Source organism: Nonomuraea sp. NPDC048881, from assembly GCF_040649795.1.
Taxonomy (GTDB): domain Bacteria; phylum Actinomycetota; class Actinomycetes; order Streptosporangiales; family Streptosporangiaceae; genus Nonomuraea.
This window is the reverse complement of record NZ_JBEZGC010000005.1, coordinates 57,405-82,072: the sequence shown is the minus strand read 5'-3', so window position 1 is coordinate 82,072 and position 24,668 is coordinate 57,405. Positions and strand designations below refer to the sequence as shown.

Genomic DNA, 24,668 nt, shown 5'->3' with positions numbered 1-24,668 from the left:
ATTGCCTCATTCCCGGCCGGGGACGTGCGAAGCGGGCGGCCCCCCGACAGGTGCCGCCCGCTGCGTCCGGGTGAAGAGCTCGCCTCCGGGAGGCCGTCAGCTGGGACGGGAGCCGGTGACCAGGTAGACGACGTCCCGCGCCACTCGCACCGCGTGGTCGGCGTACCGCTCGTAGTACCGGCCGATCAGCGTGATGTCGATCGCCGGCTCCACGCCGTGCTGCCAGTCCTTGGCCAGGATGTTGCGGAACAGCCGGCGGTGCAGCCGGTCCATCGCGTCGTCGTCCTCCTCCAGCTCAAGGGCCGACTCAACGTCCCTGGAGGCCACGCAGCTCCCGGCCTTGGTGACCAGGTTCTCGGCGATCTGCCCCATTTCCACGATGGTCGAGCGAGTCTCGGGCGGAATCGCCGAGTCGGGGTGCCGCAGCCGGGCCACCTTGGCCACGTGGACGGCGAGGTCGCCCATGCGTTCGAGGTCGGTGCCCATGCGCAGTGCCGTGATGACCATTCGCAGGTCCACCGCGACCGGCTGCTGCCTGGCCATCAGCTCGAAGATCGACGTCTCGATGTCGGCGAAGAGGGCGTTCACCTCCTGGTCGCGGGAGATGACGCTCTCGGCGAGCTGGAGGTCGGCGTCGAGGAGGGCCGTGGTGGCACGGGAGATGGCCGAGCGGACCAGCCTCGTCATCTCGACCAGCTTGCCCGTCAGGAGATCAAGTTCTTCATGGTACGCGTCGCGCATGTCGTCACCGTACGTGCCACTCGATGAACGAACCTCTACTGCGAGATGAACTTTCCAGGAAAGGGCCGTTCATCCGCAGGTGAGAGGTCTGTCCCTTGAGCTTCGCCACCTACCATCGGAGGCATGAGTGAGATGGCCATGAGCTTCGCGGCCCTGGCCGGGTTCGTCGTGGGAGCCCTGGCGGTCCTGTTCTACCGGAACCAGATCGAGGCTCCGAAGAGGACCGATTCAGCCGACGGCGTCGAGACCGGAGCGGCGCTGCCGCAGGGCGTGGCCTCCGTGCTCGCCGTGCTCCCCTCGTCCGCCGTCGTGCTCGACGCGCACGACCGCGTGCTGCGCGCCAGCTCGGCCGCGCGCGCGTTCGGGCTGGTCAAGGGCGACAGGCTGATGGCCGCGGAGCTGCTCGCACTGGCAAGACAGGTACGCCGCGACGGCGAGATCCGCGAGAGCGAGATCGACGTCGCCGGCCACAAGTTCGGTCAGGAGACGACGAACTTCGCCGTCCGCGTCGCCCCCCTCGGCTCCTACGGCCAGGTGCTGGTGCTGGCCGAGGACCAGACCGAGCGGCGCAGGGTCGAGGCGGTGCGCCGCGACTTCGTCGCCAACGTCAGCCACGAGCTGAAGACCCCCGTGGGCGCGCTGAGCCTGCTGGCCGAGACCATCCAGGACGCCGCCGACGACCCCGAGGCGGTCACCCGCTTCGCCGGGCGCATGCAGCACGAGGCCGCCCGGCTCACCTACCTGGTCCAGGACCTGATCACGTTGAGCAGGATCCAGGGCGCCGAGCCCATCCCCACCCCGGGCCAGGTCGCCATCGACGAGGCCGTCCACGACGCCATCGACCACTGCAACACCAAGGCGGTGGCCAAGGACATCACGCTGGTCACCGGCGGCACCGAGGGCCTGCGCATCTGGGGCGACGACGAGCTGCTCGTCACCGCCCTGCGCAACCTCATCGACAACGCCGTCGCCTACAGCCCCGAGCACACGCGGGTCGTGGTCAGCGTCCGTCCGGCCGGCGACTCCGTCGAGATCAGCGTCAGCGACCAGGGCATCGGCATCCCCGAGGAGTCTCTGGAGCGCATCTTCGAGCGCTTCTTCCGCGTCGACGCGGCCAGGTCACGGGCGACCGGCGGCACGGGGCTCGGCCTGGCCATCGTCAAGCACGTCGCCGCGGCCCACGCGGGCGAGGTGTCCGTCTGGAGCAAGGAAGGCTCCGGCTCCACCTTCACCCTCCGTCTGCCCGCCTTCGGCGGCACGGCGGTGGCAGTACCACCCTCGATTCCCCTGGAGACCGCAAAATGACCAGAGTTCTAGTGGTTGAGGATGAGGAGTCCTTCTCCGACGCCTTGTCCTACATGCTGCGCAAGGAGGGCTTCGAGGTGTCGGTCGCGGCGACCGGGCCCGAGGCGCTCGACACGTTCGACCGCAATGGCGCGGACCTCGTGCTGCTCGACCTGATGCTGCCCGGCCTGCCGGGCACCGAGGTGTGCCGCTCGCTGCGGCAGCGCTCGAAGGTGCCGGTCATCATGCTGACCGCCAAGGACAGCGAGATCGACAAGGTCGTGGGCCTGGAGCTGGGCGCCGACGACTACGTGACCAAGCCGTTCTCCTCGCGGGAGCTGGTGGCCCGCATCCGCGCGGTGCTGCGCCGTCAGGGCGACGTGGTGGAGGAGCTGGAGACGGCCGTCCTGGCCGTCGGCCCGGTGCGCATGGACGTCGACCGCCACGTCGTCGCGGTGCGCGGCGCGCAGGTGCAGCTGCCGCTGAAGGAGTTCGAGCTGCTGGAGGTGCTGCTGCGCAACGCCGGCCGGGTGCTCACCCGCGGCCAGCTCATCGACCGCGTCTGGGGCGCCGACTACGTGGGCGACACCAAGACGCTCGACGTCCACGTCAAGCGCCTGCGGGCCAAGATCGAGGCGGACCCGTCGAACCCGCGCTGCATCCTCACCGTGCGCGGCCTGGGCTACAAGTTCGACGCCGCCGAGGAGTGAACGACCCTTGTTCTGGTACGTGGGTTCGTACCAGAACAAGGGTTCTCTCATGCCGTCAGTGGGCCTCTTCGGTGGCCGTCGGGGTGGGCGACGCCGAGGGCGTCGCGACCGGGGTGGCGTTGGGGGCGGCGGGGTAGTCCTTGAACTCACGGCTGCGCGTGACCACAGGGACGTTCAGGGTCACTGTCCCGGCGTTGGCGAACTGGAGGTCCAGACGCACGCTCTCGCCGCCTCTGAGGCTCGTGGAGATGCTCTCCAGCATCAGCTGGGGCTGCGGCTTGCCGGTGTTGACGAGCTGGTTGGGGGGAAGCTGGATCGGCGTGGCGACCTTCACGGACCCGACCGAGCCCGCGGAGACGGCCTGGAGGGTGTCGGCGGCGCCCGCGGTGTTGAGGATGTTCAGGTAGATCGGGGCTGAACCGCGCCACGGGAGCTGGGCTCCGGAGTCGGGGCCGAGGATGAACGCCTGCGGGATGTGAATGCCGCGCGTGCCATAAGCACCCTGGTCGATGAGTGCGACCGCCTCGTTCGGGGCGTACGGCTTGTTGGTGTTGGCGTCGAATCCTGCCCCGCAGCCCGCGAGCACGGGGGCTGCCAAGAACGCGGCGGCTACGACAATCCAGCGACGGCTGGTCACGTGCGGGTTCTCCTTGCTCTTGCGCGGTATGGCGCATGGGGTGTTGGGCAGCGCCTACCATATCCACCTGAATCCATGGTCATATCCGCACCCCTGCAGGTCATTCGCTATGTCCGGAAATGCGATTCATACGGTCGAGGACTTGTCAAGCCCCAATATGCGGCTTTGACCTGCAGTTATGAGGATTTCACTGTTCCGGGAGCCTGTGGATGCGTGGTACCCTGGAGTACAGCGGAAGGGGTACTTGTCACATGACTTTCCAGGTCGGCGACACTGTCGTCTACCCCCACCATGGGGCTGCTCGGATCGAAGCAATCACGAAGCGATCCATCAAGGGTGAGGAAAAGACCTACCTGGTGCTCAAGGTCGACAAGGGCGACCTTACCGTCCAGGTGCCAGCAGAAAACGCGGAACTCGTCGGTGTGCGCGACGTCGTCGGCCAGGAAGGCCTTGAGCGGGTTTTCGATGTTCTTCGGATGCCGCACACGGAAGAGCCGACCAACTGGTCGCGCCGTTACAAGGCCAATCTGGAGAAGCTCGCCTCCGGCGATGTGAACAAGGTTGCGGAGGTGGTTCGCGACCTGTGGCGTCGCGACCGCGAGCGCGGCCTGTCAGCGGGCGAGAAGCGCATGCTCGCGAAGGCTCGTCAGATCCTCGTCAGCGAGCTCGCGCTCGCCGAGAAGACCAATGAGGACAAGGCTGAGGCCCTGCTCGACGAGGTTCTCAACTCCTGAACACGAATCTTCCACGGGTGGGCGTCGGAGTCGACGTCCACCCGTTCGCTTCGGCGGACTCGGGGCGTGAGCTCAGCCTCGCCGGCCTGCACTGGCCGGCCGAGATCGGGCTCGACGGCCACTCCGACGGCGACGTCGCTGCGCATGCCGCCTGCGACGCGCTGCTGTCCGCGGCCGGCCTGGGCGACCTGGGCGGGCTGTTCGGCACGTCCGATCCCCGCTGGGCCGGGGCTTCCGGGGTCACCCTGCTGGAGGAGACCGCCCGCCAGGTGCGCGCGGCGGGCTTCGAGATCGGCAACGTGGCCGTTCAGGTGATCGGCAACCGTCCCAAGATGGCTCCTCGGCGTACCGAGGCCGAGCTGGCGCTCGGCGGCGCCGTGGGGGCGCCGGTGAGCGTCTCGGCCACCACCACCGACGGGCTCGGGCTCACCGGGCGCGGCGAGGGGATCGCCGCCATCGCCACGGCCCTCGTGGTCAACCTTTCCTAGGCATTCAGCGTCTTATGTGTGGGATGCGTGAGGGTGTCCCGGCGGGTCGTCGCCGAACCCGCCAACTGTGGGGGCGGCGGTTCGTCACTGGCGCGGTACGGGCCGCCGCCTTCCTCAAGGGGTAGTTTCCCCAGGTGTCGGGTATGTCCCCATCTAAGACATGTGAACGTCTCGGGGGGAGCTACACATGATCGGCGCGATCGTTTCCGCAGTAGTCATCGGCGCCATCGTCGGTGCGCTGGCCCGGCTGATAGTGCCTGGCAGGCAGAACATGTCCATCGGCCTGACGCTCATCGTGGGCATCGTGGCCGCCCTGATCGGCACCCTGATCGCACAGGCGTTCGGCTGGGCCGACACCAAGGGCATCGACTGGCTCGAACACATACTCCAGCTCGTCCTGGCTGTGGTCGGCGTGCTCCTCGTGACGCGGATGGGCTGGGGAGGACGCGGTGGACGCACCGGCCGAACCACGACCTGACCTGCTCGTTCGTAAAGCCGGCGCATAATCGCCGGCGATCGGGTAGCGAAGCTCCCCGTGAGAGTGAACGGCTCACTCTCACGGGGAGGTTTCGTGTCATGACCATTCAGTCCATCCTTGGCGCCATCGTGATTGGCGCCGTCATTGGCGCAATCGGTCGCCTGCTGCTGCCTGGCAGGCAGGCCATCGGGTGGATCCTCACCATCGTCGTCGGCATCGTCGCCGCCCTGCTGGGCACCCTCATCGCCCAGGTGCTCGGCGTCGAGACGACCCCCGGCATCGACTGGATCGAGCTCGTGATGCAGGTCGTCCTGGCGATCGTCGGTGTCGGCCTGGTCGCCGGCCTACGCCGCGGCTCCAGGGTCTAGCGGGCGCCAGGGGTGTAGACGAGATAGACGCACACGAAACGGCCCGTCCGGGATCATCCCGGACGGGCCTCTCGTGTTTCACGCGTTTCTTCGGGGCGTGGCCCGCTATTCCTCGGGGTCCGGCGGGCGCGGAGTGCTGCGCAGGCGGCCGGACGGGGCCTGGGTGTCCTCGTGGATCACCGGGTGGGGCGCGGTGGCCTCAGAGTCGCTCTGGGGCGTCCGGGGCTCGTCGGCGGCGGGGCGGGTCCGGCGGTCGTCCTCGATGACGGGGACGGGCTGGGTGTCGACGTCGCGCGTGTCGGTGGCCCGGGTGTCGGTGCGGGGGTGGACCAGGACGTCGGTCGGCTTCACCCGGTCGCCCCACCGGACCGGCCGCCTCAACGGTTCGGGTTCGGGCTCGGGCTCCGGCTCGGGCTCCGGTTCCGGATCCGGCTCGGGCTCGGGTTCCGGTTCGGGGTCGGGGGCTCGTTCGGGCTCAGGGGCGCGTACGGGCTCGGGGTCCGGATCTTGCGGTACGGCCTGCCACTCGGGCACCTGGGCCGGGACCGGCGGCGTCTCCGGCGCGGCCGTGGGCCCCACCAGCGGCGTGGACTCCAGCACCGGCGGGGGCGCCTCGGTCACGAGCGGCGGCGGCGTGTCGGCCGCGCGGCCCGGGTGGAAGGGCACGAAGTCGTCGTCGTCCGCCTCCTCACGCGCCGCGCCCCGGTGAGCCTGGACGTGCTTGATCAGCAGCAGCCAGAGCCACAGGGCCACGGCCAGCATGACCCAGGGCGCCAGGGCCACGCCCACGGCCACCTGGCGCGCGTCGAAGGTGAACCGCAGCGCGGTCGCCACGTTGGCCGCCGCGGCGGCCACGATGAGCAGCACCAGCACGGTGGCGGCCTGCGCCCGCACCAGCGGCCGCGCGGGGCGCAGCAGCAGCACGCCGAGCAGCGCGACCACGAGCAGCGCGTCGAAGGCGGCCGGATAGAGGAAGGCGAGGTCCTGCCGCGCCTCGCCGGTGACGGCCAGCGCGCGCAGATCGTCGAAGGACAGCGCGCAGGCGGCTCCGGTCAGAGCGGCCACCGCGAGCCCGGCCAGGGCGATGCCCAGGCGACGGAGCGTAGAGGGGGGAGTCACGTCCATGGCGCCTTCGAGACTACAGAAGAATGGGGATCACGACCGATCAAGGGAGACACATGCCCGAGCTGCCGGAAGAAGCGCGCGAACTCCTGGATGCCCCGAATCATGCGACGGTGACCAGCCTCAACCCCGACGGCGGACCGCAGTCGACCGTGGTGTGGGTGCGCACGGACGGCGACGACGTCCTGTTCTCGACCGTCCGGGGGCGGGTGAAGCCGCGCAACTTCGCGCGCGACCCGCGGACGAGTCTGCTGGTCATCGACCCGGAGAACCCCTACCGCTACGTGGAGGTGCGCGGCCGGGTGACGATCGAGGAGGACCCCGAGGGCGCGTTGATCCAGGAGCTGGCCCAGAAGTACACGGGCGAGCCGTGGGAGGACAAGCCGGGCACCGAGCGCCTGATCATCCGGATCCGTCCCGACAAGGTCACGGTACGAGGCTGAGTAATCGGCCTACGAGAGCTCCCGAGGCGTTAGCCTTGCCATCGTGAGCCTGCACATCTACGACACCAGCACGCGCGCCATCCGTGAATTCGTTCCGGTCGAAGCCGGCCGGGCGTCGATTTACCTGTGTGGGGCCACCGTGCAGGCGCCTCCGCACATCGGGCACATCCGCTCAGGCGTGAACTTCGACGTGCTCAGGCGCTGGCTCACGCGTTCCGGATACGACGTGACGTTCTGCCGCAACGTCACCGACATCGATGACAAGATCATTAGGGTGTCGGCCGCGGAGGACGTGCCCTGGTTCGTGATCGCCGAGCGCAACCAGCGGGCCTTCACCTGGGCCTACGACACGCTCGGCTGCCTGCCGCCCACCGTCGAGCCGCGGGCCACCGGCCACGTGCCCGAGATGATCACGCTGATGGAGCGGCTGATCGAGCGCGGCCACGCCTACGCCTCGGGCGGCGACGTCTACTTCAGCGTCCAGTCCTACGCCGACCACTACGGCAAGCTCTCCAACCAGAAGCTGGAGAACATGCGGGGGGCGGCCGACACCGACGACGAGTCGCTCAAGCGCGACCCGCGCGACTTCGCCCTGTGGAAGGGCGCCAAGCCGGGCGAGCCGACCTGGCCCACGCCGTGGGGGCTCGGGCGTCCCGGCTGGCACCTGGAGTGCTCGGCGATGGCCACCAAATACCTCGGGCCGACGTTCGACATCCACGGCGGCGGCATCGACCTGATCTTCCCTCACCACGAGAACGAGATCGCCCAGTCGCAGGCCGCCGGCGACGGCTTCGCCCGCTACTGGATGCACAACGGCATGCTCAAGATCGGCGCCGAGAAGATGAGCAAGTCGCTCGGCAACTCGTTGCTGATCCCCGAGATGGTGCAGAAGGTGCGTCCGGTGGAGCTGCGCTACTACCTGGCCGCGCCGCACTACCGATCCTCGATCGAGTACTCCGAGGAAGCGCTGTTTGAGGCGGCGGCGGCCTACCAGCGGATCGAGGGCTTCGTCACCCGCGCCGCCGAGGTGATCCACGACGTCGACGCCGACGCGCCCCTTCCGCAGGCGTTCGCCGACGCGCTCGACGACGACCTCGGCACGCCGCAGGCGCTCGCCGTGGTGCACGAGGTGGTGCGCGAGGGCAACGTGGCGCTGTCGCGGGGCGACAAGGAGGCCATCGCGCGCCTCCTCGCCGAGACCCAGAACATGCTCGACGTGCTCGGCCTCGACCCTCGCTCGCCGCAGTGGCGCGGGAGCGGCTCCGACCTGTCGCCGGTGGTCGACGCGCTGGTGGCGGTGGCTCTGGAGCAGCGCAAGGCCGCGCGGGCCCGTAAGGACTACGCGGCGGCCGACGCGATCCGCGACCAGCTCGCCGCGGCGGGCATCACGGTCGAGGACACGCCGCACGGCGCGCGCTGGGAGCTGGCCCGCTGACCTTCCGCCGCTCCTGAGTGACGGCGGGCGCCTTTCGCGTCCGCCGTCAGCCGCGGAGGGCCGCGACGGCGGCGTCGGTGGTCTCGATCACGATCGTGTGGTAGCCGTCGATGCGCGAGACCATGCCCGCACGCGGGCCCTGGTGCCATGCCGGGCTGGTGTAGAAGGCGTCCTCGTGCTCGTCGCGGGTCTGTTTCGAGGGGAACGCGCGGATGAGGTACGCCTCCTCGTGGCCGTCCTCGTCCACGAGGGAGGCGCCGCTGCTCACGACGTCGATGCCGGCCTTCGCCAGGAGGGGGAGGGCTTCTTCGTGCATGATCCGGAGGAAGTCTGCGCGGGTGCCGGGTTTGAGGCGGTAGGTGCGGATCTCCAGGATCATGCGGCTGCTCCTTGGGGGATGGTCGGGGTAGTGCTGGGTGGCGGGCACGTTATTCGGTGGTCGCTGACATCCTCCGTCAGTGTTTTCGGGGCTCGTGCTCGGGGGGCTGGCTGATGGAGTTTGGGGTTTCCGGCTTGTCTGTTGGCTTGGCGGTCGGTTTGTTGGTTGGTTCGTCGGTCGGCTTGTCGGTTGGTTTGTCGGTTGGTTTGTCGGTTGGTTTGTGGGCCAGGAAGAAGGCTTGGCGGCCTGAGCGGGGTCTTTCGCTCTCGTCGGGTTCGCGGATGAGCTGGGCGTCCAGGGACAGTCCGGCCGTGGCGAGGAGGTCGGCGATGTGCTCCGGGGGAGTCCAGTAGACGTCCAGTGACAGCATGTGGCCGTAGCCCTGGCTGAGGTGTCGGCGTTCGTCGCCGACCTTGAACGCGATCAGCAGGTGGCCGCCCGGCGCCAGCACCCGGTGGATCTCGGCGAACACCGTCGGCAGGAGCTCCGGCGGGGTGTGGACGGTGGAGTACCACGCGACGGCGCCGGCCAGGGACGCGTCCGCCAGGTCCAGCGCGGTCATCGAGCCCACTTCGAAGCGGAGGCCGGGGTGGCTCCGGCGGGCGACGTCGATCATCCCTGGCGACAGGTCGATGCCGAAGGCGTTCACTCCGAGGGCGTGGAGGTGGGCGGTGACGCGGCCCGGTCCGCAGCCCAGGTCGGCCACCTCTCCGGCGTCCGGGCCCTGCACGAGCTCGGCGAACGCTCCCAGCATGGCCCGGTCCAGGGGCTTGGTGTCGAGTTCGTTCCTCAGCAGGTCGGCGTATCCGGGGGCGACGGTGTCGTAGGCCGTTCGGGTGGCTTGGAGGTAGGCGGACTCAGTCATGGCCAAGGACCATAACCGGCCTTTGGGGTTGGGGTGGGCGCTTTCGGAGTCGTCTGGGGCCGGTTCGAGGTGGGCGCCTTTTGCACTGTGCGGGGGGCTGTGCGGGGGCGGTTTGGGGGCTCTGCTGGGAGAGGCGGGCGGGCCTGCGGTCGTCGCGATGTGCGGTCACGGCGTCGTGTGCGGTCATGGCGTCGCGTGCGGCCCGATCTCGCGTGCGGCCCGATGAGGCGATTTGTGGTGATGTGCTGACGCAAGACGCTCGGTGAGGTGGTGAGCGGCGCTACGTGCGCCCTGAGGGCAGGCGGCTCGCCGGGTGTGCCGCGGCCGGTCATGTGCGGACGTCAGTGTGCGGACGCCGCCCTTCTTGGTCTTGGCGGGATCGGATGGGGGCTTGCCCGGCGGGATCGGGTGGGTCGACGGGCCGATACCCTTGATGGCATGGCAGCAGGCGGTAGGGCATCGGGCAGGCCCGCGAAGAAGAAGGGCCCCTCCAAGGGCACCGGGGGCCAGAAGCGCCGGTCGCTCGAGGGCAGGGGCGCGACGCCGCCTGCCGAGATGCGCCACTGGTACAAGGACAAGGCCAGGTCCGAGCGCATCGCCAGGGAGGACCGCGGCGGCGAGACGCGCCGTCCAGGCAGCGGCCCGGCCCGGCAGAAGCGTTCCGAGGACGCCCCCGAATACATCGGCGGCCGTAACCCGGTGCTGGAGGCGTTGCAGGCGGGGGTGCCCGCCAACGCCCTCTACGTGGCCCAGCGCGTCGAGAGCGACGACCGCGTACGCGACTCCATCAAGATCGCGGCAGAGCGCGGGATCGCGCTGCTCGAAGTCACCCGCGACAAGCTCGACCGGATGACGGAGGGCGTCGTCCACCAGGGCATCGCGCTCCAGATCCCCGCCTACGACTATGCGCATCCGTCCGAGCTGGTCGAACTGGCCCAGGACGCGGCCGAGGTCCCGTTGATCGTGGCGCTCGACTCGGTCACCGACCCGCGCAACCTGGGCGCCATCGCCCGTTCCGCCACCGCGTTCGGCGCGCATGGCCTGCTCATCCCGTCCCGCCGCTCGGCCGGGGTGACGGGTGGCGCCTGGAAGACCTCGGCCGGCACGCTCGCCACGCTGCGGGTCGCCCGCGCCTCCAACCTGACGGCCGCCCTCCGCGAATACCGCGAAGCCGGCCTCTTCATCATCGGCCTCGACGGCGCCGGAAAGATCGACATCGGCGACGCCGACCTCCTCGCCGAGCCGCTCGTGGTCGTGGTGGGCTCCGAGGGGAAGGGCCTCGGCCGGTTGGTCCGGGAGCAGTGCGACGTGGTCGTCCGCATCCCCATGCAGGCCGCCGCGGAATCCCTCAACGCGGGCGTCGCCGCCGGTGTGGCACTGTACGAGGTCGCTCGTCACAGGCGCCGCTAGCGTCTACACTGGTAGGCCGTGCCGACGTAGCTCAATCGGCAGAGCATCTGTCTTGTAAACAGAAGGTCAGGGGTTCGATTCCCCTCGTCGGCTCTGCAACAGGAAGCCCCTGAACAGGCGTTATGCCGTCAGGGGCTTCCTTGTTTGTCAGGACAATAGCGCGATCTTGCTAACACTCTTGCTAACGGGGGGTCTCGTGGCCTCGGAAGAGCGCTCAGGCACATGGACCTACGCCCCTGAGGGCGGAGCTGCGTACGTCAACCTGCGAGGTTCTATCGCTCAGGGTGGGATCGCGAGGACGGTCACGATGGATGAAGCGATGGTCAACTTGGACCTCGATGTCGATGGGCGTGTGATCTGCACCGAGGTCCTTGCTGAGTGGATCGAACAATGAAAAGAGGCCCTCCCGAAGACGGAGAGCCCTCTCTGTACGTGACATAAGGCCGTGCTTCTGAGTGCTTCGGCGAAGACGTCTGCGGCAGTCGCCGCTTGCTGGTGATGACGGGCGCGTAGACCCGGAGCGTGATGGCGGGATCGGCGTGGCCGAGGCGGCCCGCCACGACGTGGACCGCCGCCACGACGTGGACGGGGACGCCGGCCAGGAGCAGGGGCGCGGCGTGGACGTGGCGGAGGTCGTGCAGGCGGGCATGCGGGAGTTGAGCCTTCGGATTCTGCTCGTTGTGGGTCTTGATGAGCTTGGGCATCAAGGAACTGGGTGTGTCGAGGGACAGCGGATCTCCCCAGCCGGTGGTGAAGACGTATGCGCCGCCGCCCTTCCAGGATTCGCCTAGGCGGGCGTTCCTCGTCCTGGCGGGCGCGGTGGGCCTTGAGGACCTTGACCGTGCCGAGGCCGAGAGACGCCACGCGGGAACGTCCGCTCTTGGTGCCTTCGGCTCGCTGGTGGTCGATCACTGCTGCGGTGCCGGTGATGTGGATCTGCGGCATATCGAGGTCGACGTCTGTCCAGCGGAGGTTGAGCAGTTCCCGCGTCGCGCGCCGGTGTAGGCGGCCAGGTACAAGAAGGCGTACAGGCGATGCTCTTGTGTGGTGGCGAGGAACGCGCGGAGCTGGGCCGGGGGCCAGCTGGATGCGGTCGCCAGCCATGACACCATCACCCAGCTGATTGCCGCGATCCGCCGGGTAGCCCGCCAGGCTCGCGGCGCGAACGCACCTATTGCGGCACACTGCCACGCCCACGACTACATCGTCCCAGGCAAGCCGGAGATCGCCTGGGACGATGAGGAGGCCAAGAACGCCCTGGTGAGCGAGCTGGTCACCGACGCCTTAAGGAAGGTCTACCTCGTGGCCGAGGGCTGGACCTCGTCGACCTCGCCGATGATGAATACCGTCCCTTCAGCCCCAGGTGGCAAGCAGCCCTTGGGGACGATGACTCCTTGCGGCGGATTGGCGCGCCAGGTGGACCCGCCACCTCCCGCTCGGAATCTGTCGCCCTCCACGATCACTCCCACGCCCGGCACAGTGACCCCTCGTTTCCCCTTGACTCGAATAGGCTCAGTACCGTTGGGCCAAATGGGCATCGCTTCTGTCCCGGTGCCGGAAGCGGGACTCAGCCTGAGACAGCGGCTCTTCGCGTCGAAGGTCAGCACTCCGGAGAACTCGGCCTTCATCGACACGCTGGAGCCATGGACGAGGATGAAGGGATCATCCCCTTCGACGCGAACGCCCGTACTCGCGCAGCCGGTGATGAAGAAGATGGACAGGGCGACCCTTAACAGGTGGGGCACGTCCATACACTCCAATTGGTCCCGAGACCATCCGCGTCGTTCACGCGGTCTGTCGGCACCCAGTAGTCGACCGTCCATGTGCTGAATCGCCATCCGCCGGCGGAGAGGATCCCCCAGGCGCGGTTTCCATAGTACAGCGGCCCGCCGCTGTCACCCTTGACGCTTATCTCATCGGTCTCGATGTTGCCGCGATACTGCTTGCCGTCATCCATCCAGTCGGTGATGTCGACATTAGTGTCGGTGATGTTGTCACAGGAGGCCCCGCTATTCCTGCCGAATTTACAGACGGGCTGTCCGATGACCGGCGACGTCCCTACGTCATGAGCGTAGCGCGCGAGATTCCAATCATAGTAGAATGTGCGCGTCTGCGTCATGGACGTGGTTGAACTCTTGTCGTACCGGGCCATGTCGTAGTTCTGGGATCTGTACCAGCGCGACAGTGTGGTGGTGTCGTCCGCCTGGGTCGGATGGTTTCGATAGGTGAAGTACTGCTCAAGGTCAGCACAGTGCCGGGCGGTCAGGCTGGCCTTGGCGCCGGTCGATGAATTGATGACGTTGAATCCATTGGTACAGATGAAGGAGGAGCCATCAAGCAGGCCGCCGCCGCGAATGTATTTGTCCTTAAGTGTGATATTTGGCCTGTCGACCACCTTGATGGTGATATGGATGCGGTCGTTCACGGGAGCCGGCGGCTGTAGGGCGGATTCCGCCTGGGCGCGCATAGTCGCGTTGGTCGCCTTGTCCTTGAGGGATAGTTCGAAGGTGATCTCGCCGGTCTCCGCATTGTGCTTGGCGATGGCCGATGCTACCTTGCCGGTTTGGCGAAGCCGCTGGTAGGCGGCATCCTTGACCGCCTGGAGCTCCTTCTCTGAAAATCCTCGGTTCGGGAAGAGTTTTACCTGGACAGGCAGATTGCCGACAATGTCGGCGGCCCTCTTCGGAATCTCTCCCTTGAATCCGATCCGAACGCCGCGCCCTTCATCGACAATGGCTATATCGGCGACATCGTCGGAGAGCTCCGAGCGTAGTTGGGCAGCGATGGAGTTGATTTTCGGAGTCCATGCATAGCGATCGATCGCTTCTTTGAAGGAAATTTTCTTGCTGTCGGCCAGGCGATTCAGGTCGATCAGCTCGGCGAAGGGAATGCCATCCACCTTGATCGTTGGATCGGGTACCGGCCCGTCCGGCATAGCGCCCTGGGCGGACGGGTTGCTGGCGACCACGTGTGATGCATAGGCGTCAAGTGCGCTCTTCAGCGAAACCCCCTTCTGCTCAGCCTCTCTGGCGAGTCTGTCGAGGGTCGGGTATTGCTGGCCTGATTGAATGCCTGACGTGATGACGAGCGGGTCGCTTTCCAATGACTCGGCATTCGCAGCAGCGGACTGGATGCCGATCACTGACATTGCAAGTGTGGCGGCGATGCTTAAACCGCGTTTCATCCGTACCTCCTGGGAGATGGATCACTATAAGTGATCAATTCAAATGATCTTTACTTCTGGTCACCTCCAAGTCAACACTCCAAAGTGTCCAGTACCGGTCATGCTTGGCGCTTGCGACCATAAGAGGGGGAATGCTAGATGGTGCGAGCTTGCCCAGCGCGTCTGCTGCTGCCGCGCCGCAGCAGCTCAGTGAGGGCACCAGGGCTCTGGAAGGCGGCGCAAATTCGCAGGAGACATTTCGCTGCCTGGTTCAAGGCGTGATCTCATCCGGACACCCACCCGGTATCCCGGTGTCGTTCGCTATCGGCCGTTCTGGGAGTTCATGACCCATGAGATCGGCAAGGCGCATCCTTGAATTTATCCTTACCTGCCCGAGCCTCTCTGAGGTCGTGCCATGGGGTGATGATCCACCCGTCCTGCATTGGTTTGTGCTACTGACGGCTGGTACTGGATCGAGGAGGACGTCGGAGCCGGTCTCGATGGTGAGGTCTTGATGGCCTTCGGGAGCCCTGCCGGGCCGCTCTGAACTGGCGCGCGACCCACGTTCTGGACAACCGTGCGTACGGGGGGCGAAGCGATTGCGGAGCTCTGGTCAGGCCCCCGTCGACGGGACCGGATCTCCGCGCTGACGCGGGGAGGTCTATGCGAACGGGGCCAGGTACGGGCGGTCCTTCATCGAGTCGTGGATGCGGCGCAGCCATGGTTGCCGAACCGCCGTCAGGCGCTCCAGTGCGTTGAAGAATGCGCGCCCATCGGGACGGAACAGCGTGTGTGGCAGCAGCGCGGGCGGGTCGTCGCGGCGGACGGCGGCAGGCATCCCGCGCGCCGCGGGCATGAGCCGTCGATCGTCGTCGAAGGCCAGGTACGTCCACACGTCCGCAGCGAGCGGCACCACCGTTTCCGCGTCGCACGGCCATACCTCACCGGTCTGGGGGTGCTTCGGCACCAGGGCGAGGTCCGTGATCGGGGTGGACAGGCCGGGGCCGGCCAGGACGAGGTGTCGTTCCGGCGGCCCGGGAGGGAGGAGGCTGTCGATCGTCCGGCGAAACGTCTCCGCGACGAGCCCCTCAGGGACGGACACCCGCCTGCCGCCCGAAACCACCACCAAATGTGCCAGGGCCACCGCGATTGCGGCCTCCCACTGGGGGCTCCAGAAACCAAGCGGATCAACGGGCGGCGTGCTCGGCAGCTCCGTCCAGTCCATCACGCGTTGGACGGGGCCGGCGACGGCGACGGGACGCACGGCGTCCGGTTCCAGCCACACCACCTGCCAGAACCCGCAGTCGTCGACGCGGGTCGCCACCGGGCAGCCGCACCTGGCGCAGGCCAGATTGGGGCCGTACTGGCCGTCCCAGCCGCAACAGCAGCCGCCCAACCGGTCCGGGATGAAGACGGTTCCGCGGACGTCGCCCGGCGCGATCCCGATCCTGTCCGGAGGGCCCGTGATGCAGTACATCATCTGCCGGACGCCGTGATCCTCCGGTTCGGGCGTCAAGGGAGCCCTTGCGCGGCCATCCCCAGGGTCCACGACGTATGTTCCCGGCTCCAGCAGACCGGGGAGCAGGTCATGGCCGTACTTCTGGCCGGAGTGGTCGGGGAGCGCCACCCGCGCCACCCGCGCGGTCAACACGGCGCCGCACGACGCACAGGAGAAGACGACCAAACAGCCTCCCTTGCCGCATACAAGGCGATCATGGTGGCACAACATCCCGCCTCGCGGGGAAACGTGGGCACATGACCACCGACAAGCGGCGCCATGGGGACGACTCGGCTTCGATGTGCCGGCGTCAGGACTTGGTCGCAGGTGGGAGGACGCCCCATCTGAACGTGGAGCTCTTCAGCAGGTGCTCCGTCGTCCTGATGCCGGTCAGGTGCTCGACGAGCAGGAAGGCGGGGCCTTCGTAGAGCCGGGGACGCGACGGGTAGAGCCTGTCGATCTCCTCCATCGTGTCCAGGAGTTCGGCGGGCGTTTCCGTCAGGAAGCCGTCGTCGCCGCCCCAGCCGAATCTGATCTCGCCGTCCTCGCACCAGTAGAAGTAGTCGAGGCCCTTGACGCCGAGTGCTGCCTGGGAGACGAGGCGGGTGCCCGTGGACAGCTCGGTGATCAGGTCTTCGCAGGTGCCGAGCCAGTCGGGCTCGGAGATGAACGTCCATTCGCCGAGGGAGGTGACGCCGACAGGGGCCCTGGGGTCCGGGTCTTCGAGGAAGGGGCCCGGGGTGAAGTCCTCCCAGCGGCCGCCGAGGCGCGCGATCACCTGTTCGGGCGTGGCGCGCACGTAGATGAAGCTGTAGCACTCCTCGGCGTATTCGCCGCGCAGCCAGGAGACATCGGGGGGTTGCAAGGACATGCCGTCATGCTGGCAGTCGGCACCGACAGGAAGGCTCTGTCGTCGGGAGGCGGCCGGCGGTGGGCGTCGCGCGGAAGCGTCCGTAGGCGAGCCGAACGTCGGTCAGCATCCCTGCCCGGGGACGGCGGCCAGATCCATGACCATGTATCGCTTGCGGGCGTCGTCCCGCCAGAACAACAGCGGGCTGCCGGAGAGGGAACCGCCGACCTGAACGGGTCAACTCACCTTCGGCCTGGCTTGCCCGCTTTTGGCAGGCTTGCCCGCTTTTGGCAGGCTTGCCCGCTTTCGGCCGGAGCGCGGCGGACCGGTCGGCGCAGCGGTCGTAGATCACGCTGCCGTTCTCCAACGTCCCGACACGGGCTGTGGACATGGAGGAACCCTCGCCGATGACCTTCGGCGGATCGAAGAACCCGAACCTGTCGTGGAAGAGGTGCCGTCGACCTTTTCGGCGGAGCGTTTCTCGCCGGTGACGAGGTTGGTGACGGTGTTCCTGCCGTCGTGCGTCCAAGGCCAGGTGGAGACGTGGCCGGAGCCCATCAGGGCCGGAGTTCCGCCGGTGAGGGGGACGCGGTGGACGGAGCCTCCCCTGTCGTCCACCAGACGATCTGGTCGCCCGCGATCTCCAGGCGGTACATCCGACCGTCCCGGCCCCCGGGCCGGTCGGGGTCGGGCGCGACGAGGGCCACGAAACGGATGTGACCGCCGGTGATCGGCATCGTCCACAGTTGCAACTCGGGGCTCGTGCGGGTCCGGACGGCGGACTGCGGCGATCCACACGATCTGCGAATCGCTGACGGTCACGTTCTCGATCCGGTGATGGCGTGCCGCGCTCTCGGGGATGGTCCCCAAGAGTTCGTGCCTGCCGGTCCGCCGGTCGTAGTTCACCAGGACCGGCCGGTGCTCGTTCGGGTCGGCCATCAGCACCTCGTGCCTGCTGAGCATCGCCAGTGGACGAACGTCGCGGGTGTCGCTGAACCAGCGTGGCACCGAGAAGAACGCCTCGGGCCAGACGTCCTCGGCCGCAGGCAAGTCCGGTACCGGAGGAGGGGCAGCCGGTCGTGACGCCGATTGCGAGACATGTGTCGAGCAACCGCCTGTGCCGGCGGTGAGCAGGGCCCCTAATGCGGTAATCGGCAGCCTCGAATATGCGGAACGTCTCACCTCTTCTCAGACGTCGGGGCCGAAAAGTGAGTTCCCGTTCGTGGGCCGTGAAAGGCGCGTCGATGAACGCGGGAGATGTCACCGAAACGACCGTCGGGTGAGCGCTGGGTAACTGATCCCCCGTGAGGGCCGACATACATTTACAGGAGTTCGCAGGCATGGGCGGGGTCATCAATTAGCCGGGCGAGGAACAATTTCAGCTCACCGTCTGCGCCCCGTCGGCTCTCGCGGAGCAACTCGAACAGCGTCCCTTTCTCATGGGCCGGCCCTGGCTCTTCGTCGCCGGGCTTCGTCCGGAGAAGGTCACCGAGTGGCTGAGCGAACGGATCGCCGTACTGGAGGCTCCGGCCTGGCGGAGCAGATCGGCGGGGCTGCGGCGGCAGCCCCGCCTCGGCGCGCGGGCGGCGGGCCGGTGACGCCGGGCCCTGTGCCAGGTGGTCAGAAGGGGCCGGGCCCTGTGCCAGGTGGTCAGAAGGGGCCGGGCTCCGGGTATCCGGCCTTGATGACGGCCCTGCGGGTCTTCGGGGTGAGCTTCTTCTCGTTGATGACCTTGCCGGCCGCCGGTGCGGTGATCTGCACCTTGGCGCCCCAGCCCGAGAAGCTGGTGTCGGTGTGGAAGGCCATCTGACCGTAGTCGTCCTCGTCCGACGACGGGGTCGAGTCGACGACTGTGCGGGTGAGCAGGTTGTTCTTGTCGAAGTACAGGTGGAACTCGACGCTGCCTTCACCGGCTGCCTTGTTGTGCCGGTAGGCGGCGAGGGTGGAGGTGCCCTGGTATTCGCCGGGCGCCACCTCGGAGGAGTGATCCAGCATGAACTTCAGGTCGGCCGGGGTGGCGCCCATGTCGAGGATGGAGTTCTCGCGCTCACTGGTCCGCGAGCCGATCCAGGAGCGGCCGGCGGGCAACGCCTTGGCGATGCCGGGGTTGGTCACGTAGGCGTTTCTGCCTTCGGCCACGACCCGGTAGGGAGGTTCGAACTCCTTCTGGCGGGACGACATGCGGACACGGAGGTCGGCTGCCGCCACCTTGCCCTTTCCGAACGCCAGCGTGCCGGTGGTGCGGGTCTTCACCTCCACCTGCATGGCCTGGCCGTCGACGGTGAAATCGAGGGTGATGCTGCTTAATTCGGTGATCTTCACGCCCTTGCCTGGTAGTAGTTGGGCCTTCAGGGCTTTCACCGCGTCCGCGGGGGCGGCCTGCGCGGTTGCCGGAGATGCGGCCTGAGCGGGCAAGGCTGCCGCGCACACGACTGCGGTCGTGGTCGCGAGGCCCGCGAAGAGAAGCTTCATCAGTGTCCTTCATTTCGTGGATATAGCAGGGAAAAGAGTAAGAGAGGGGTGTCGGGCGGACGGACGATATCTCGTAACGATCGGGTGCCGACTGGTGATTTCGAGGATGGAAAAAGAGCGGCCCTCGCGTCCGCTCTCGTCACGTGCGGAGGATTCCTTGGGTGTGAGGGACAGGGCATGGGGAGCGATTGCCGTTGTACTGGCTCTGGGAACGGTTTATGCGACCAGCGTTCCCGGCTGGCATTTCATGTGGTTGATGGCCATCGGCGCCGGCTGGGTGTTGTTCGGGGTTCCTTGGCTTGTCATGCTCGGTGGCGCTCTGCTCCGGAGGGACCGGGCGGTCGAGTTACGCCGTCACTGGCGGTTCTGGGTCGTGCCGCCCTTGGCCGCGGCTCTGGCAGGGGCACTGGTCTACGTCGGTGCGCCGGTCAGGGTGCGGTTCGAGTTGTCGCGGGGCAGTCTTGAGCACCTCGCGCAGACGGTGTCAGACGGGACGCCGCCCGAGGAGCGGCGATGGATCGGGCTTTATCCCGTCAAGTACCTGGTAGGCTCCCGCGGAGCCGTCGGGTTCATGATCGAGGACGCGGGATTCTTCGGCAGCTACGGATTCGCCTGGAGCTCGAACGGTGAGCCCGACATCGACGCGCCGGGTTCTTACCGCCACTTCGACGGACGCTGGTACGTCTGGAGCGACGACTGAGGCCCACCCGGGAGATCAGGCGCGTCGCCAGGCCAGGAGGCCGTCGGGGGCGGCGGCCCGGACGTAACCCGCGCCCACGAGTTCGTCCCGCAGGACCTCCCAGGCGGGACGGTAGGCGTGCCCGACGAGTTCTTCCTCGCTGAGCACTTCGTCGCCCCGGGTGATCCGGTAGAGGTAGCGGCACGTGGCGCGTTCGTCGTCCGACTCGATGATCTCGGACGAGACCGTGTACGTGTGGCGGCCCACCCGCCGGGAGTCCAGGTGCCGCATGGGCCGCGGCTTCGGCGGACCGCCGTCGCGCCAGGTGAGCACGAGAAGCCCGCCGGGCTCCAGCCGGTCGGCCAGGACGGGCCAGAGCCGCCTGCGGTAACCGGGCTCCAGGGCGTACAACACGTTGATCATCAGCATGGCCTCGACCGGCTCGTCGAGGGCGAGGCCCATGGCGTCGCAGGGCAGCACGGTGACCCGTTCGAGCAGGTCGGGCCGTTCGGCCAGGCGGGAGAGCAGGATCGCCCGCATCGTGGCCGAGGGTTCCAGCGCGAAGATCTCGGCGGGCGTCCACTCGGCCAGGGACGTGGTGATCAGGCCGGTTCCGGCGCCCACCTCCAGGACGCTGCGGCGAACCCCGGCCAGGAGGGACGGCAACTTCTCGCGCACGCCCGGTACGTGGCTGTGCACCGCGAGCAGGTCGTAGAAGACGGGAGAGATGTAGTCGGCCATGATCGGCCACCGTAGTCCAGCCGGTGTGACGTCCCCCGGGTCAGGCTCCCGCCGCCGGGGCCCGGTCGAGCGTCACGCCGAAGTGCTCCCGGTACGCCGGAAGCAGCTCGTTCTCGTTCAGGATGCGTTCGGCGCGCTCGCCCTGCCGGGTGACGATCAGCTTGCGCCCGCTGATCGTGGTACGCCCCTCCGCCGTGCGGATCGAGCACACCGGCGACCTGGTGAAGTGCGAGTCCGGCGAGGTCGCCTGCCACCAGCAGGTCGGCACGAAGTCGGCCAGCTCGTACGGCCGCGCGGTGAGCCGGTAGGCGGGCTCGCCGTTGTGCGACACGTCGAGATCGCCGTGCTCCCCGGGAGCGGGGACGATCTGGAACACCCCCGCGCCGTCCTTCTGCTCGCCGCGCTCGTCGATCCGCAGCGGCTCGTCGGCGAAGTCGCCGAAGCCGACGTCCACCAGCCAGGGCTCGTCCAGGTCGACGCGGAGCGCGAGGTGGTCGAACAGCGGCCCCGGCCGGCCGCCGCCGAACACCCGCGCCGCGAGCAGGGTCACCCGGTAGCCGAGCGCGGTGAGCAGCGCGGCGAACAGGCCGTTCTGCTCGTAACAGAAGCCGCCGCGACGGCGGGTGACGAGCTTGTCGAACAGGGCGTCGGGAGCGAGGGAGATCGGCTCGCCGAGGTGGATGCTCAGGTTCTCGAACGGCACCGCCCGCAGGTGCGCGAGCTGCAGGGCCCGCAGACCGTGGACGTCCGGCGGCACCGGCCGGGACGCTCCGAATCTGTCCAGGTAGCGGGTGACTTGCGACTCGTCCATGACCTACAGGAAACCACGTCTCGCCCGCCTGCGCCCGCCGGATGGCGGCGCGGGTCAGCTTCGCACGGCGCACAGCAGGCGGTTGTTCCCGCGCTGCCACAACGTGCCGATCTCGCCGAACCCGGCCTTGGTCAGCGCGCCGACGTGCTGCTCGACCAGGTGGGACTCCGAGCCGTGATGGGATGCGCCGGCCGTGCTGCGCTCCTGGTTGAGGTCGGCGAAGGCGGGGTCGGCGGCGATGGCGTCCCACCAGGCGCGCCAGTCCTCGGGCCGGCGGTCGCCGAAGACGCGGTCGGTCTCGCGCTGGTGCACGGCGTGCTCCAGCCGGGCCAGGGTGGGGGAGGAGGAGTCCATGTGGTCGCCGTTGAGCAGGATCCCGCCGGGGCGCAGCACGCCGGCCAGCTCGGCGTACGTCTCCTGAAGCTCCTCGGGCGAGATCCAGTGCAGCGCGGTGGTGCTGACGGCGGCGTCGGCCGGACGGTCGAGGCCGAGCGCCTGGGTCCACCCGCCGGTGCGCAGGTCGGCCGAGACGAACCGCAGCCCCGGGTAGGCGGCCCGGCCCAGCCCCAGCAGCAGCGGGTCGGCGTCGACGGCGATCACGGTGGCCGCAGGCAGGCGTTCGAGCAGCCGGGCGGACAACGACCCCGGCCCGCACCCCAGGTCGATGACCACGGGGTCCGGCCGGCCCAGCGCCTCGACCGCGTCGATCAGCGCGGTGAAGCGGGCCTCCCGGTCGGGCAGATAGCCCTCCTGCTGACGGTCCCAACGCTCGATCCATGCCAGCGCGGCTTCCTGAGTGAGCATCAGATCTCCCTGTAACTGTCGTCTAAGATTTGAGCAGTCACAACTTAGAACGCGAAGGTGTAACCGGTCAAGTGGATTACAACAGTCACACAGATGCGATCGTCCGGGTCGCGGTGGCGCTGGTCAACGCGCTGACCCCGGGCGAGCAGCGCGGGCGCGAGTTCCCCGTCCCCGACGACCTCGCCGCGGCCGCCTCCGGCGCGCTGGGCAGCGTCTATTCCGGCCACCGCGGGATCGGCGCGGCCGACGCCGCCGAGCTGGCCGAGGTGGCGGCCCGGCTGCGCGTGGTGTTCCGCGCGGTGGCGGACGGCGACGTCGACGCCGCCGCCATGGCCACGAACGCGCTGCTGGAGGAGAGCAGGGCCAGGCCGATGCTCGAACGCCACGACGGCGAGCCGTGGCACCTGCACTTCCACGGCCCCGGCGGCTCGGTGGCGGGCGACTGGGCGGCGAGCTGCTCGACCGGGCTCGCGATCGTGCTCGGCAGCGAGTTCAGCGACCGGCTCGGCGTCTGCACCGCCCCCCATTGCGACCGCGTCTACGTGGACGTCTCCCGCAACGGCACCCGCCGCTTCTGCTCCACGGCCTGCCAGAACCGCGTCAAGACCGCCGCCTTCCGGGCCAGGACGAAGGCGGAGTGAGCCGTGGTGAGCCGGGTCAGCCCAGGACGCGGATCGGCGCGCCGGCCAGGAACGCGTCGATGTCCTGCACGGCGTCGCGGAAGTAGGTCTCGTAGTTGCCGCCGGTGACGTACCCGAGATGGGGGGTGGCCAGCACGTTGGGCAGTCTGCGCAGCTCGTGCCCGGCGGGCAGCGGCTCGGTCTCGAACACGTCGAGCCCGGCCCCCGCGATCAGCCCCTCGCGCAGCGCCGACGCCAGCGCGGCCTGGTCGACGATGGCCGCCCGCGAGGTGTTGACCAGGTAGGCGCTGGGCCGCATCAACGCCAGCTCACGCGCGCCGACCAGCCCGCGGGTGCGCTCGCTCAGCACGAGATGGACGGAGACGACGTCGGACTCGGCGAACAGCTCCTCCTTGGCGACCGCCCGCACGCCCAGCTCGTCGGCGCGCGCCGCGGTCAGGTTCTGGCTCCAGGCGATGACGTCCATGCCGAACGCCTGCCCGATGCGGGCCATCTGCGCCCCGATCTTGCCGAGGCCGAGCAGCCCGAGGGTGCCGCCGTGCAGGTCCATGCCGACGGTGCTCTGCCACGGGCCGTCGGAGCGCATCGCCGTCGCCTCGGGCACCAGGTGGCGGGCCAGGCCCAGGATGAGCGCCCAGGTCAGCTCGGCCGGCGGGGTGGAGGCGCTGCCGGTGCCGCACACCGTGACCCCGCGGGCGCTGGCGGCGTCGAGGTCGACGGAGGCGTTGCGCATGCCCGTGGTGATCAGCAGGCGCAGCCGGGGCAGCCGCTCGAACAGCTCCGCGCAGAACGGAGTGCGTTCCCGCATGAGGACCACGATCTCGAAGTCCGCCAGGGCCGCCACCAGCTCGTCCTGGCTGGTGAAGTGGGCCCGGAAGCTCGTGGCCCGGACCCGCGACCAGTCGGCCAGCCCGAGGGCCACGCCCTGGTAGTCGTCGAGGACGGCGCAGCGCAGCATGATCCGTGATCCTACGCCGCGGCCCCCTGCTCCAGCTCCCCGGCGGGGCCGGGGAGCTGGAGCCCGTTCATTCGGCGGCTAGCCTTTCCGCCTCTTCGTGCAGCGCCGCGACCAGGATCAGCTCCAGGTTGAGCTCCTCCAGGTCCGGCGACGCCAGACCGTCAAGGACGCGCATGGTGGGCCTCCCTGAACAAAAGACGTCTCAGGTGTCACATAGGTTCACATCTATCTGAAACGTTCTCAGGGGAGGCGCGGACCGGAGGGAGAGGGAGTCATTCCGTCGAGGGTTCCGGGAATTGTCCCGGACAAATCGTCAAGCGACTCCCGACAGGCCGGAATCGCGGTTCAACTCGATGTCCATCTGCATCGCCAGAATCTCCTGCCGCTCCTGGTTGATCCTGCGGCAGATCGTGACATATGCGGTCAGCACCTTGGAGTAGGAAGCCCGGGCCTCCTCCAGCTGGCCGCGCAGACGTTCGATGCGGTCGGGGTCGGCGAACTCCTCGGCCTCGGCCTCGGCCAGCAGCGCGCGGGCCTCGTCGACGATCTCCTCGGCCCGCAGCCGCGTACGTCGCAGCATCGCCGAGCACTGGAAGAGCTCCGTCAGGCGCGCCGATGAACGAGCGAACTCGGCCTTGCCCATACCCGTGCCGCCCGCCCGATGCCAGCGAAGATTCGATGCCATTACCGCCACCTCCCCGGTCAAGGTTGCCTAACTGTAGACGTGTGTACCCCGCCGGAGGATGACCTGAGACGCCCACGGAGTACGTCCCTGATCCCGACGGAGAGTTTTCTTCCTCTGACAGGTCGAGGATTTTCCCCTGAAACTCATTCGGTCCCTGGTGAATGTCCTGATTAGAGCCATCTGTGGGGTCTATCCGAAGAATGCAACGAATCGCCGGGGTCGGCAAATAGGTGACTCCAAGACGGCCGATCGCCCCCCGCGGCGACGGGCGT

Annotated in this window: 28 protein-coding genes, 1 tRNA gene and 2 pseudogenes; 15 read left to right on the top strand and 16 right to left on the bottom strand. The window is 68.2% G+C overall.

Features of this window, described 5'->3' with window-relative positions:
- Window positions 1-96: 96 nt before the first annotated feature.
- The gene (gene phoU / locus AB0C33_RS18895) at window positions 97-741 is read right to left on the bottom strand and encodes a phosphate signaling complex protein PhoU (protein WP_352355448.1); all 645 of its coding nucleotides are present in this window, start codon (window positions 739-741) and stop codon (window positions 97-99) included.
- A 123-nt stretch (window positions 742-864) separates the two neighbouring features.
- Between phoU and AB0C33_RS18890 the strand changes: the two genes are divergently transcribed.
- Both AB0C33_RS18890 and AB0C33_RS18885 read left to right on the top strand, forming a co-directional pair.
- Window positions 865-2,046 (top strand): ATP-binding protein, encoded by a 1,182-nt coding sequence (locus tag AB0C33_RS18890; protein WP_357967218.1) that lies wholly within the window; start codon window positions 865-867, stop codon window positions 2,044-2,046.
- On the top strand, window positions 2,043-2,735 hold the full coding sequence (locus AB0C33_RS18885) for a response regulator transcription factor (RefSeq protein ID WP_352355444.1): 693 nt from the start codon (window positions 2,043-2,045) through the stop codon (window positions 2,733-2,735). The genes AB0C33_RS18890 and AB0C33_RS18885 overlap by 4 nt, the downstream gene beginning before the upstream one ends.
- Window positions 2,736-2,790: 55 nt before the next feature.
- Here the strand turns inward: AB0C33_RS18885 and AB0C33_RS18880 are convergent, their stop codons facing one another.
- Window positions 2,791-3,372, bottom strand: coding sequence for a copper chaperone PCu(A)C (locus AB0C33_RS18880; RefSeq protein ID WP_352322347.1), 582 nt, complete (start codon window positions 3,370-3,372; stop codon window positions 2,791-2,793).
- Window positions 3,373-3,623: 251 nt separating this feature from the next.
- On the opposite strand from AB0C33_RS18880, the gene AB0C33_RS18875 reads away from it, so the two are divergent.
- The 4 genes from AB0C33_RS18875 to AB0C33_RS18860 all read left to right on the top strand — a co-directional run bounded on the left by AB0C33_RS18875 (window position 3,624) and on the right by AB0C33_RS18860 (window position 5,440).
- Window positions 3,624-4,106 (top strand): CarD family transcriptional regulator, encoded by a 483-nt coding sequence (locus AB0C33_RS18875; RefSeq protein ID WP_043624891.1) that lies wholly within the window; start codon window positions 3,624-3,626, stop codon window positions 4,104-4,106.
- 17 nt (window positions 4,107-4,123) lie between these two features.
- Window positions 4,124-4,594 carry a 2-C-methyl-D-erythritol 2,4-cyclodiphosphate synthase gene (gene ispF / locus AB0C33_RS18870; protein ID WP_358289293.1) on the top strand — a complete coding sequence of 157 codons (471 nt, stop codon included), beginning with the start codon at window positions 4,124-4,126 and terminating at the stop codon, window positions 4,592-4,594.
- Window positions 4,595-4,781: 187 nt separating this feature from the next.
- Window positions 4,782-5,072, top strand: a complete 291-nt coding sequence (locus AB0C33_RS18865) for a GlsB/YeaQ/YmgE family stress response membrane protein (RefSeq protein WP_352322343.1) — start codon at window positions 4,782-4,784, stop codon at window positions 5,070-5,072.
- Window positions 5,073-5,170: 98 nt separating this feature from the next.
- Entirely contained in the window at window positions 5,171-5,440 is a 270-nt protein-coding gene (locus AB0C33_RS18860; protein ID WP_352322341.1) for a GlsB/YeaQ/YmgE family stress response membrane protein, read from the top strand.
- A 105-nt stretch (window positions 5,441-5,545) separates the two neighbouring features.
- Here the strand turns inward: AB0C33_RS18860 and AB0C33_RS18855 are convergent, their stop codons facing one another.
- Window positions 5,546-6,559 carry a DUF2637 domain-containing protein gene (locus AB0C33_RS18855; RefSeq protein ID WP_358289289.1) on the bottom strand — a complete coding sequence of 338 codons (1,014 nt, stop codon included), beginning with the start codon at window positions 6,557-6,559 and terminating at the stop codon, window positions 5,546-5,548.
- 29 nt (window positions 6,560-6,588) lie between these two features.
- Between AB0C33_RS18855 and AB0C33_RS18850 the strand changes: the two genes are divergently transcribed.
- Both AB0C33_RS18850 and cysS read left to right on the top strand, forming a co-directional pair.
- The gene (locus tag AB0C33_RS18850) at window positions 6,589-7,005 is read left to right on the top strand and encodes a PPOX class F420-dependent oxidoreductase (RefSeq protein ID WP_358289286.1); all 417 of its coding nucleotides are present in this window, start codon (window positions 6,589-6,591) and stop codon (window positions 7,003-7,005) included.
- A 43-nt stretch (window positions 7,006-7,048) separates the two neighbouring features.
- The gene (gene cysS / locus AB0C33_RS18845; RefSeq protein WP_358289283.1) at window positions 7,049-8,440 is read left to right on the top strand and encodes a cysteine--tRNA ligase; all 1,392 of its coding nucleotides are present in this window, start codon (window positions 7,049-7,051) and stop codon (window positions 8,438-8,440) included.
- 46 nt (window positions 8,441-8,486) lie between these two features.
- On the opposite strand, the gene AB0C33_RS18840 is transcribed toward cysS, so the two are convergent.
- Together AB0C33_RS18840 and AB0C33_RS18835 are read right to left on the bottom strand one after the other, a co-directional pair.
- The gene (locus tag AB0C33_RS18840) at window positions 8,487-8,819 is read right to left on the bottom strand and encodes an NIPSNAP family protein (protein WP_358289281.1); all 333 of its coding nucleotides are present in this window, start codon (window positions 8,817-8,819) and stop codon (window positions 8,487-8,489) included.
- Between the two features lie 76 nt (window positions 8,820-8,895).
- Window positions 8,896-9,684: a methyltransferase domain-containing protein gene (locus AB0C33_RS18835; RefSeq protein WP_358289278.1), complete on the bottom strand. Its 789-nt coding sequence runs from the start codon at window positions 9,682-9,684 to the stop codon at window positions 8,896-8,898.
- Window positions 9,685-10,122: 438 nt separating this feature from the next.
- On the opposite strand from AB0C33_RS18835, the gene rlmB reads away from it, so the two are divergent.
- The 4 genes and pseudogenes from rlmB to AB0C33_RS18815 form a co-directional block, all read left to right on the top strand.
- Window positions 10,123-11,094 carry a 23S rRNA (guanosine(2251)-2'-O)-methyltransferase RlmB gene (rlmB, locus tag AB0C33_RS18830; protein WP_358289275.1) on the top strand — a complete coding sequence of 324 codons (972 nt, stop codon included), beginning with the start codon at window positions 10,123-10,125 and terminating at the stop codon, window positions 11,092-11,094.
- A gap of 20 nt (window positions 11,095-11,114) precedes the next feature.
- Window positions 11,115-11,187: transfer RNA gene (locus AB0C33_RS18825), tRNA-Thr, on the top strand.
- A gap of 597 nt (window positions 11,188-11,784) precedes the next feature.
- Window positions 11,785-12,099, top strand: coding sequence for a hypothetical protein (locus AB0C33_RS18820; protein WP_358289272.1), 315 nt, complete (start codon window positions 11,785-11,787; stop codon window positions 12,097-12,099).
- 81 nt (window positions 12,100-12,180) lie between these two features.
- Window positions 12,181-12,384, top strand: a pseudogene (locus tag AB0C33_RS18815) (IS5/IS1182 family transposase); the annotation flags it as partial.
- Window positions 12,385-12,389: 5 nt separating this feature from the next.
- On the opposite strand, the gene AB0C33_RS18810 reads toward AB0C33_RS18815, so the two are convergent.
- The 5 genes from AB0C33_RS18810 to AB0C33_RS18790 all read right to left on the bottom strand — a co-directional run bounded on the left by AB0C33_RS18810 (window position 12,390) and on the right by AB0C33_RS18790 (window position 17,357).
- Window positions 12,390-12,845, bottom strand: a complete 456-nt coding sequence (locus AB0C33_RS18810) for a hypothetical protein (protein WP_358290776.1) — start codon at window positions 12,843-12,845, stop codon at window positions 12,390-12,392.
- Window positions 12,824-14,278 (bottom strand): S1 family peptidase, encoded by a 1,455-nt coding sequence (locus AB0C33_RS18805; protein WP_358289269.1) that lies wholly within the window; start codon window positions 14,276-14,278, stop codon window positions 12,824-12,826. Before AB0C33_RS18805 ends, AB0C33_RS18810 begins: the two co-directional genes overlap by 22 nt.
- A gap of 640 nt (window positions 14,279-14,918) precedes the next feature.
- Complete coding sequence (locus AB0C33_RS18800) at window positions 14,919-15,941, bottom strand: hypothetical protein (RefSeq protein WP_358289266.1); 1,023 nt, start codon at window positions 15,939-15,941, stop codon at window positions 14,919-14,921.
- Between the two features lie 124 nt (window positions 15,942-16,065).
- Window positions 16,066-16,626, bottom strand: a complete 561-nt coding sequence (locus AB0C33_RS18795) for a DUF6461 domain-containing protein (protein WP_358289263.1) — start codon at window positions 16,624-16,626, stop codon at window positions 16,066-16,068.
- A gap of 536 nt (window positions 16,627-17,162) precedes the next feature.
- Window positions 17,163-17,357, bottom strand: a complete 195-nt coding sequence (locus tag AB0C33_RS18790) for a hypothetical protein (protein WP_358289261.1) — start codon at window positions 17,355-17,357, stop codon at window positions 17,163-17,165.
- Between the two features lie 621 nt (window positions 17,358-17,978).
- Between AB0C33_RS18790 and AB0C33_RS18785 the strand changes: the two are divergent.
- Window positions 17,979-18,203: pseudogene (locus AB0C33_RS18785) on the top strand (Imm8 family immunity protein); the annotation flags it as partial.
- A 52-nt stretch (window positions 18,204-18,255) separates the two neighbouring features.
- Here the strand turns inward: AB0C33_RS18785 and AB0C33_RS18780 are convergent.
- Entirely contained in the window at window positions 18,256-18,927 is a 672-nt protein-coding gene (locus AB0C33_RS18780) for a hypothetical protein (RefSeq protein ID WP_358289258.1), read from the bottom strand.
- A 406-nt stretch (window positions 18,928-19,333) separates the two neighbouring features.
- Between AB0C33_RS18780 and AB0C33_RS18775 the strand changes: the two genes are divergently transcribed.
- The gene (locus AB0C33_RS18775) at window positions 19,334-19,777 is read left to right on the top strand and encodes a hypothetical protein (protein WP_358289256.1); all 444 of its coding nucleotides are present in this window, start codon (window positions 19,334-19,336) and stop codon (window positions 19,775-19,777) included.
- A gap of 15 nt (window positions 19,778-19,792) precedes the next feature.
- On the opposite strand, the gene AB0C33_RS18770 is transcribed toward AB0C33_RS18775, so the two are convergent.
- The 3 genes from AB0C33_RS18770 to AB0C33_RS18760 are packed head-to-tail and all read right to left on the bottom strand — an operon-like array spanning window position 19,793 to window position 22,112.
- Complete coding sequence (locus AB0C33_RS18770; protein ID WP_358289253.1) at window positions 19,793-20,497, bottom strand: class I SAM-dependent methyltransferase; 705 nt, start codon at window positions 20,495-20,497, stop codon at window positions 19,793-19,795.
- A 40-nt stretch (window positions 20,498-20,537) separates the two neighbouring features.
- Window positions 20,538-21,308: an arylamine N-acetyltransferase gene (locus AB0C33_RS18765; RefSeq protein ID WP_358289250.1), complete on the bottom strand. Its 771-nt coding sequence runs from the start codon at window positions 21,306-21,308 to the stop codon at window positions 20,538-20,540.
- A gap of 54 nt (window positions 21,309-21,362) precedes the next feature.
- On the bottom strand, window positions 21,363-22,112 hold the full coding sequence (locus tag AB0C33_RS18760) for a class I SAM-dependent methyltransferase (RefSeq protein WP_358289247.1): 750 nt from the start codon (window positions 22,110-22,112) through the stop codon (window positions 21,363-21,365).
- A 71-nt stretch (window positions 22,113-22,183) separates the two neighbouring features.
- Between AB0C33_RS18760 and AB0C33_RS18755 the strand changes: the two genes are divergently transcribed.
- Window positions 22,184-22,753 carry a CGNR zinc finger domain-containing protein gene (locus AB0C33_RS18755; protein WP_352355400.1) on the top strand — a complete coding sequence of 190 codons (570 nt, stop codon included), beginning with the start codon at window positions 22,184-22,186 and terminating at the stop codon, window positions 22,751-22,753.
- Window positions 22,754-22,769: 16 nt separating this feature from the next.
- On the opposite strand, the gene AB0C33_RS18750 is transcribed toward AB0C33_RS18755, so the two are convergent.
- Both AB0C33_RS18750 and AB0C33_RS18745 read right to left on the bottom strand, forming a co-directional pair.
- Window positions 22,770-23,711 (bottom strand): D-2-hydroxyacid dehydrogenase family protein, encoded by a 942-nt coding sequence (locus AB0C33_RS18750; protein ID WP_358289243.1) that lies wholly within the window; start codon window positions 23,709-23,711, stop codon window positions 22,770-22,772.
- A 313-nt stretch (window positions 23,712-24,024) separates the two neighbouring features.
- Window positions 24,025-24,396 carry a hypothetical protein gene (locus AB0C33_RS18745; protein WP_358289241.1) on the bottom strand — a complete coding sequence of 124 codons (372 nt, stop codon included), beginning with the start codon at window positions 24,394-24,396 and terminating at the stop codon, window positions 24,025-24,027.
- Between the last annotated feature and the right edge of the window lie 272 nt (window positions 24,397-24,668).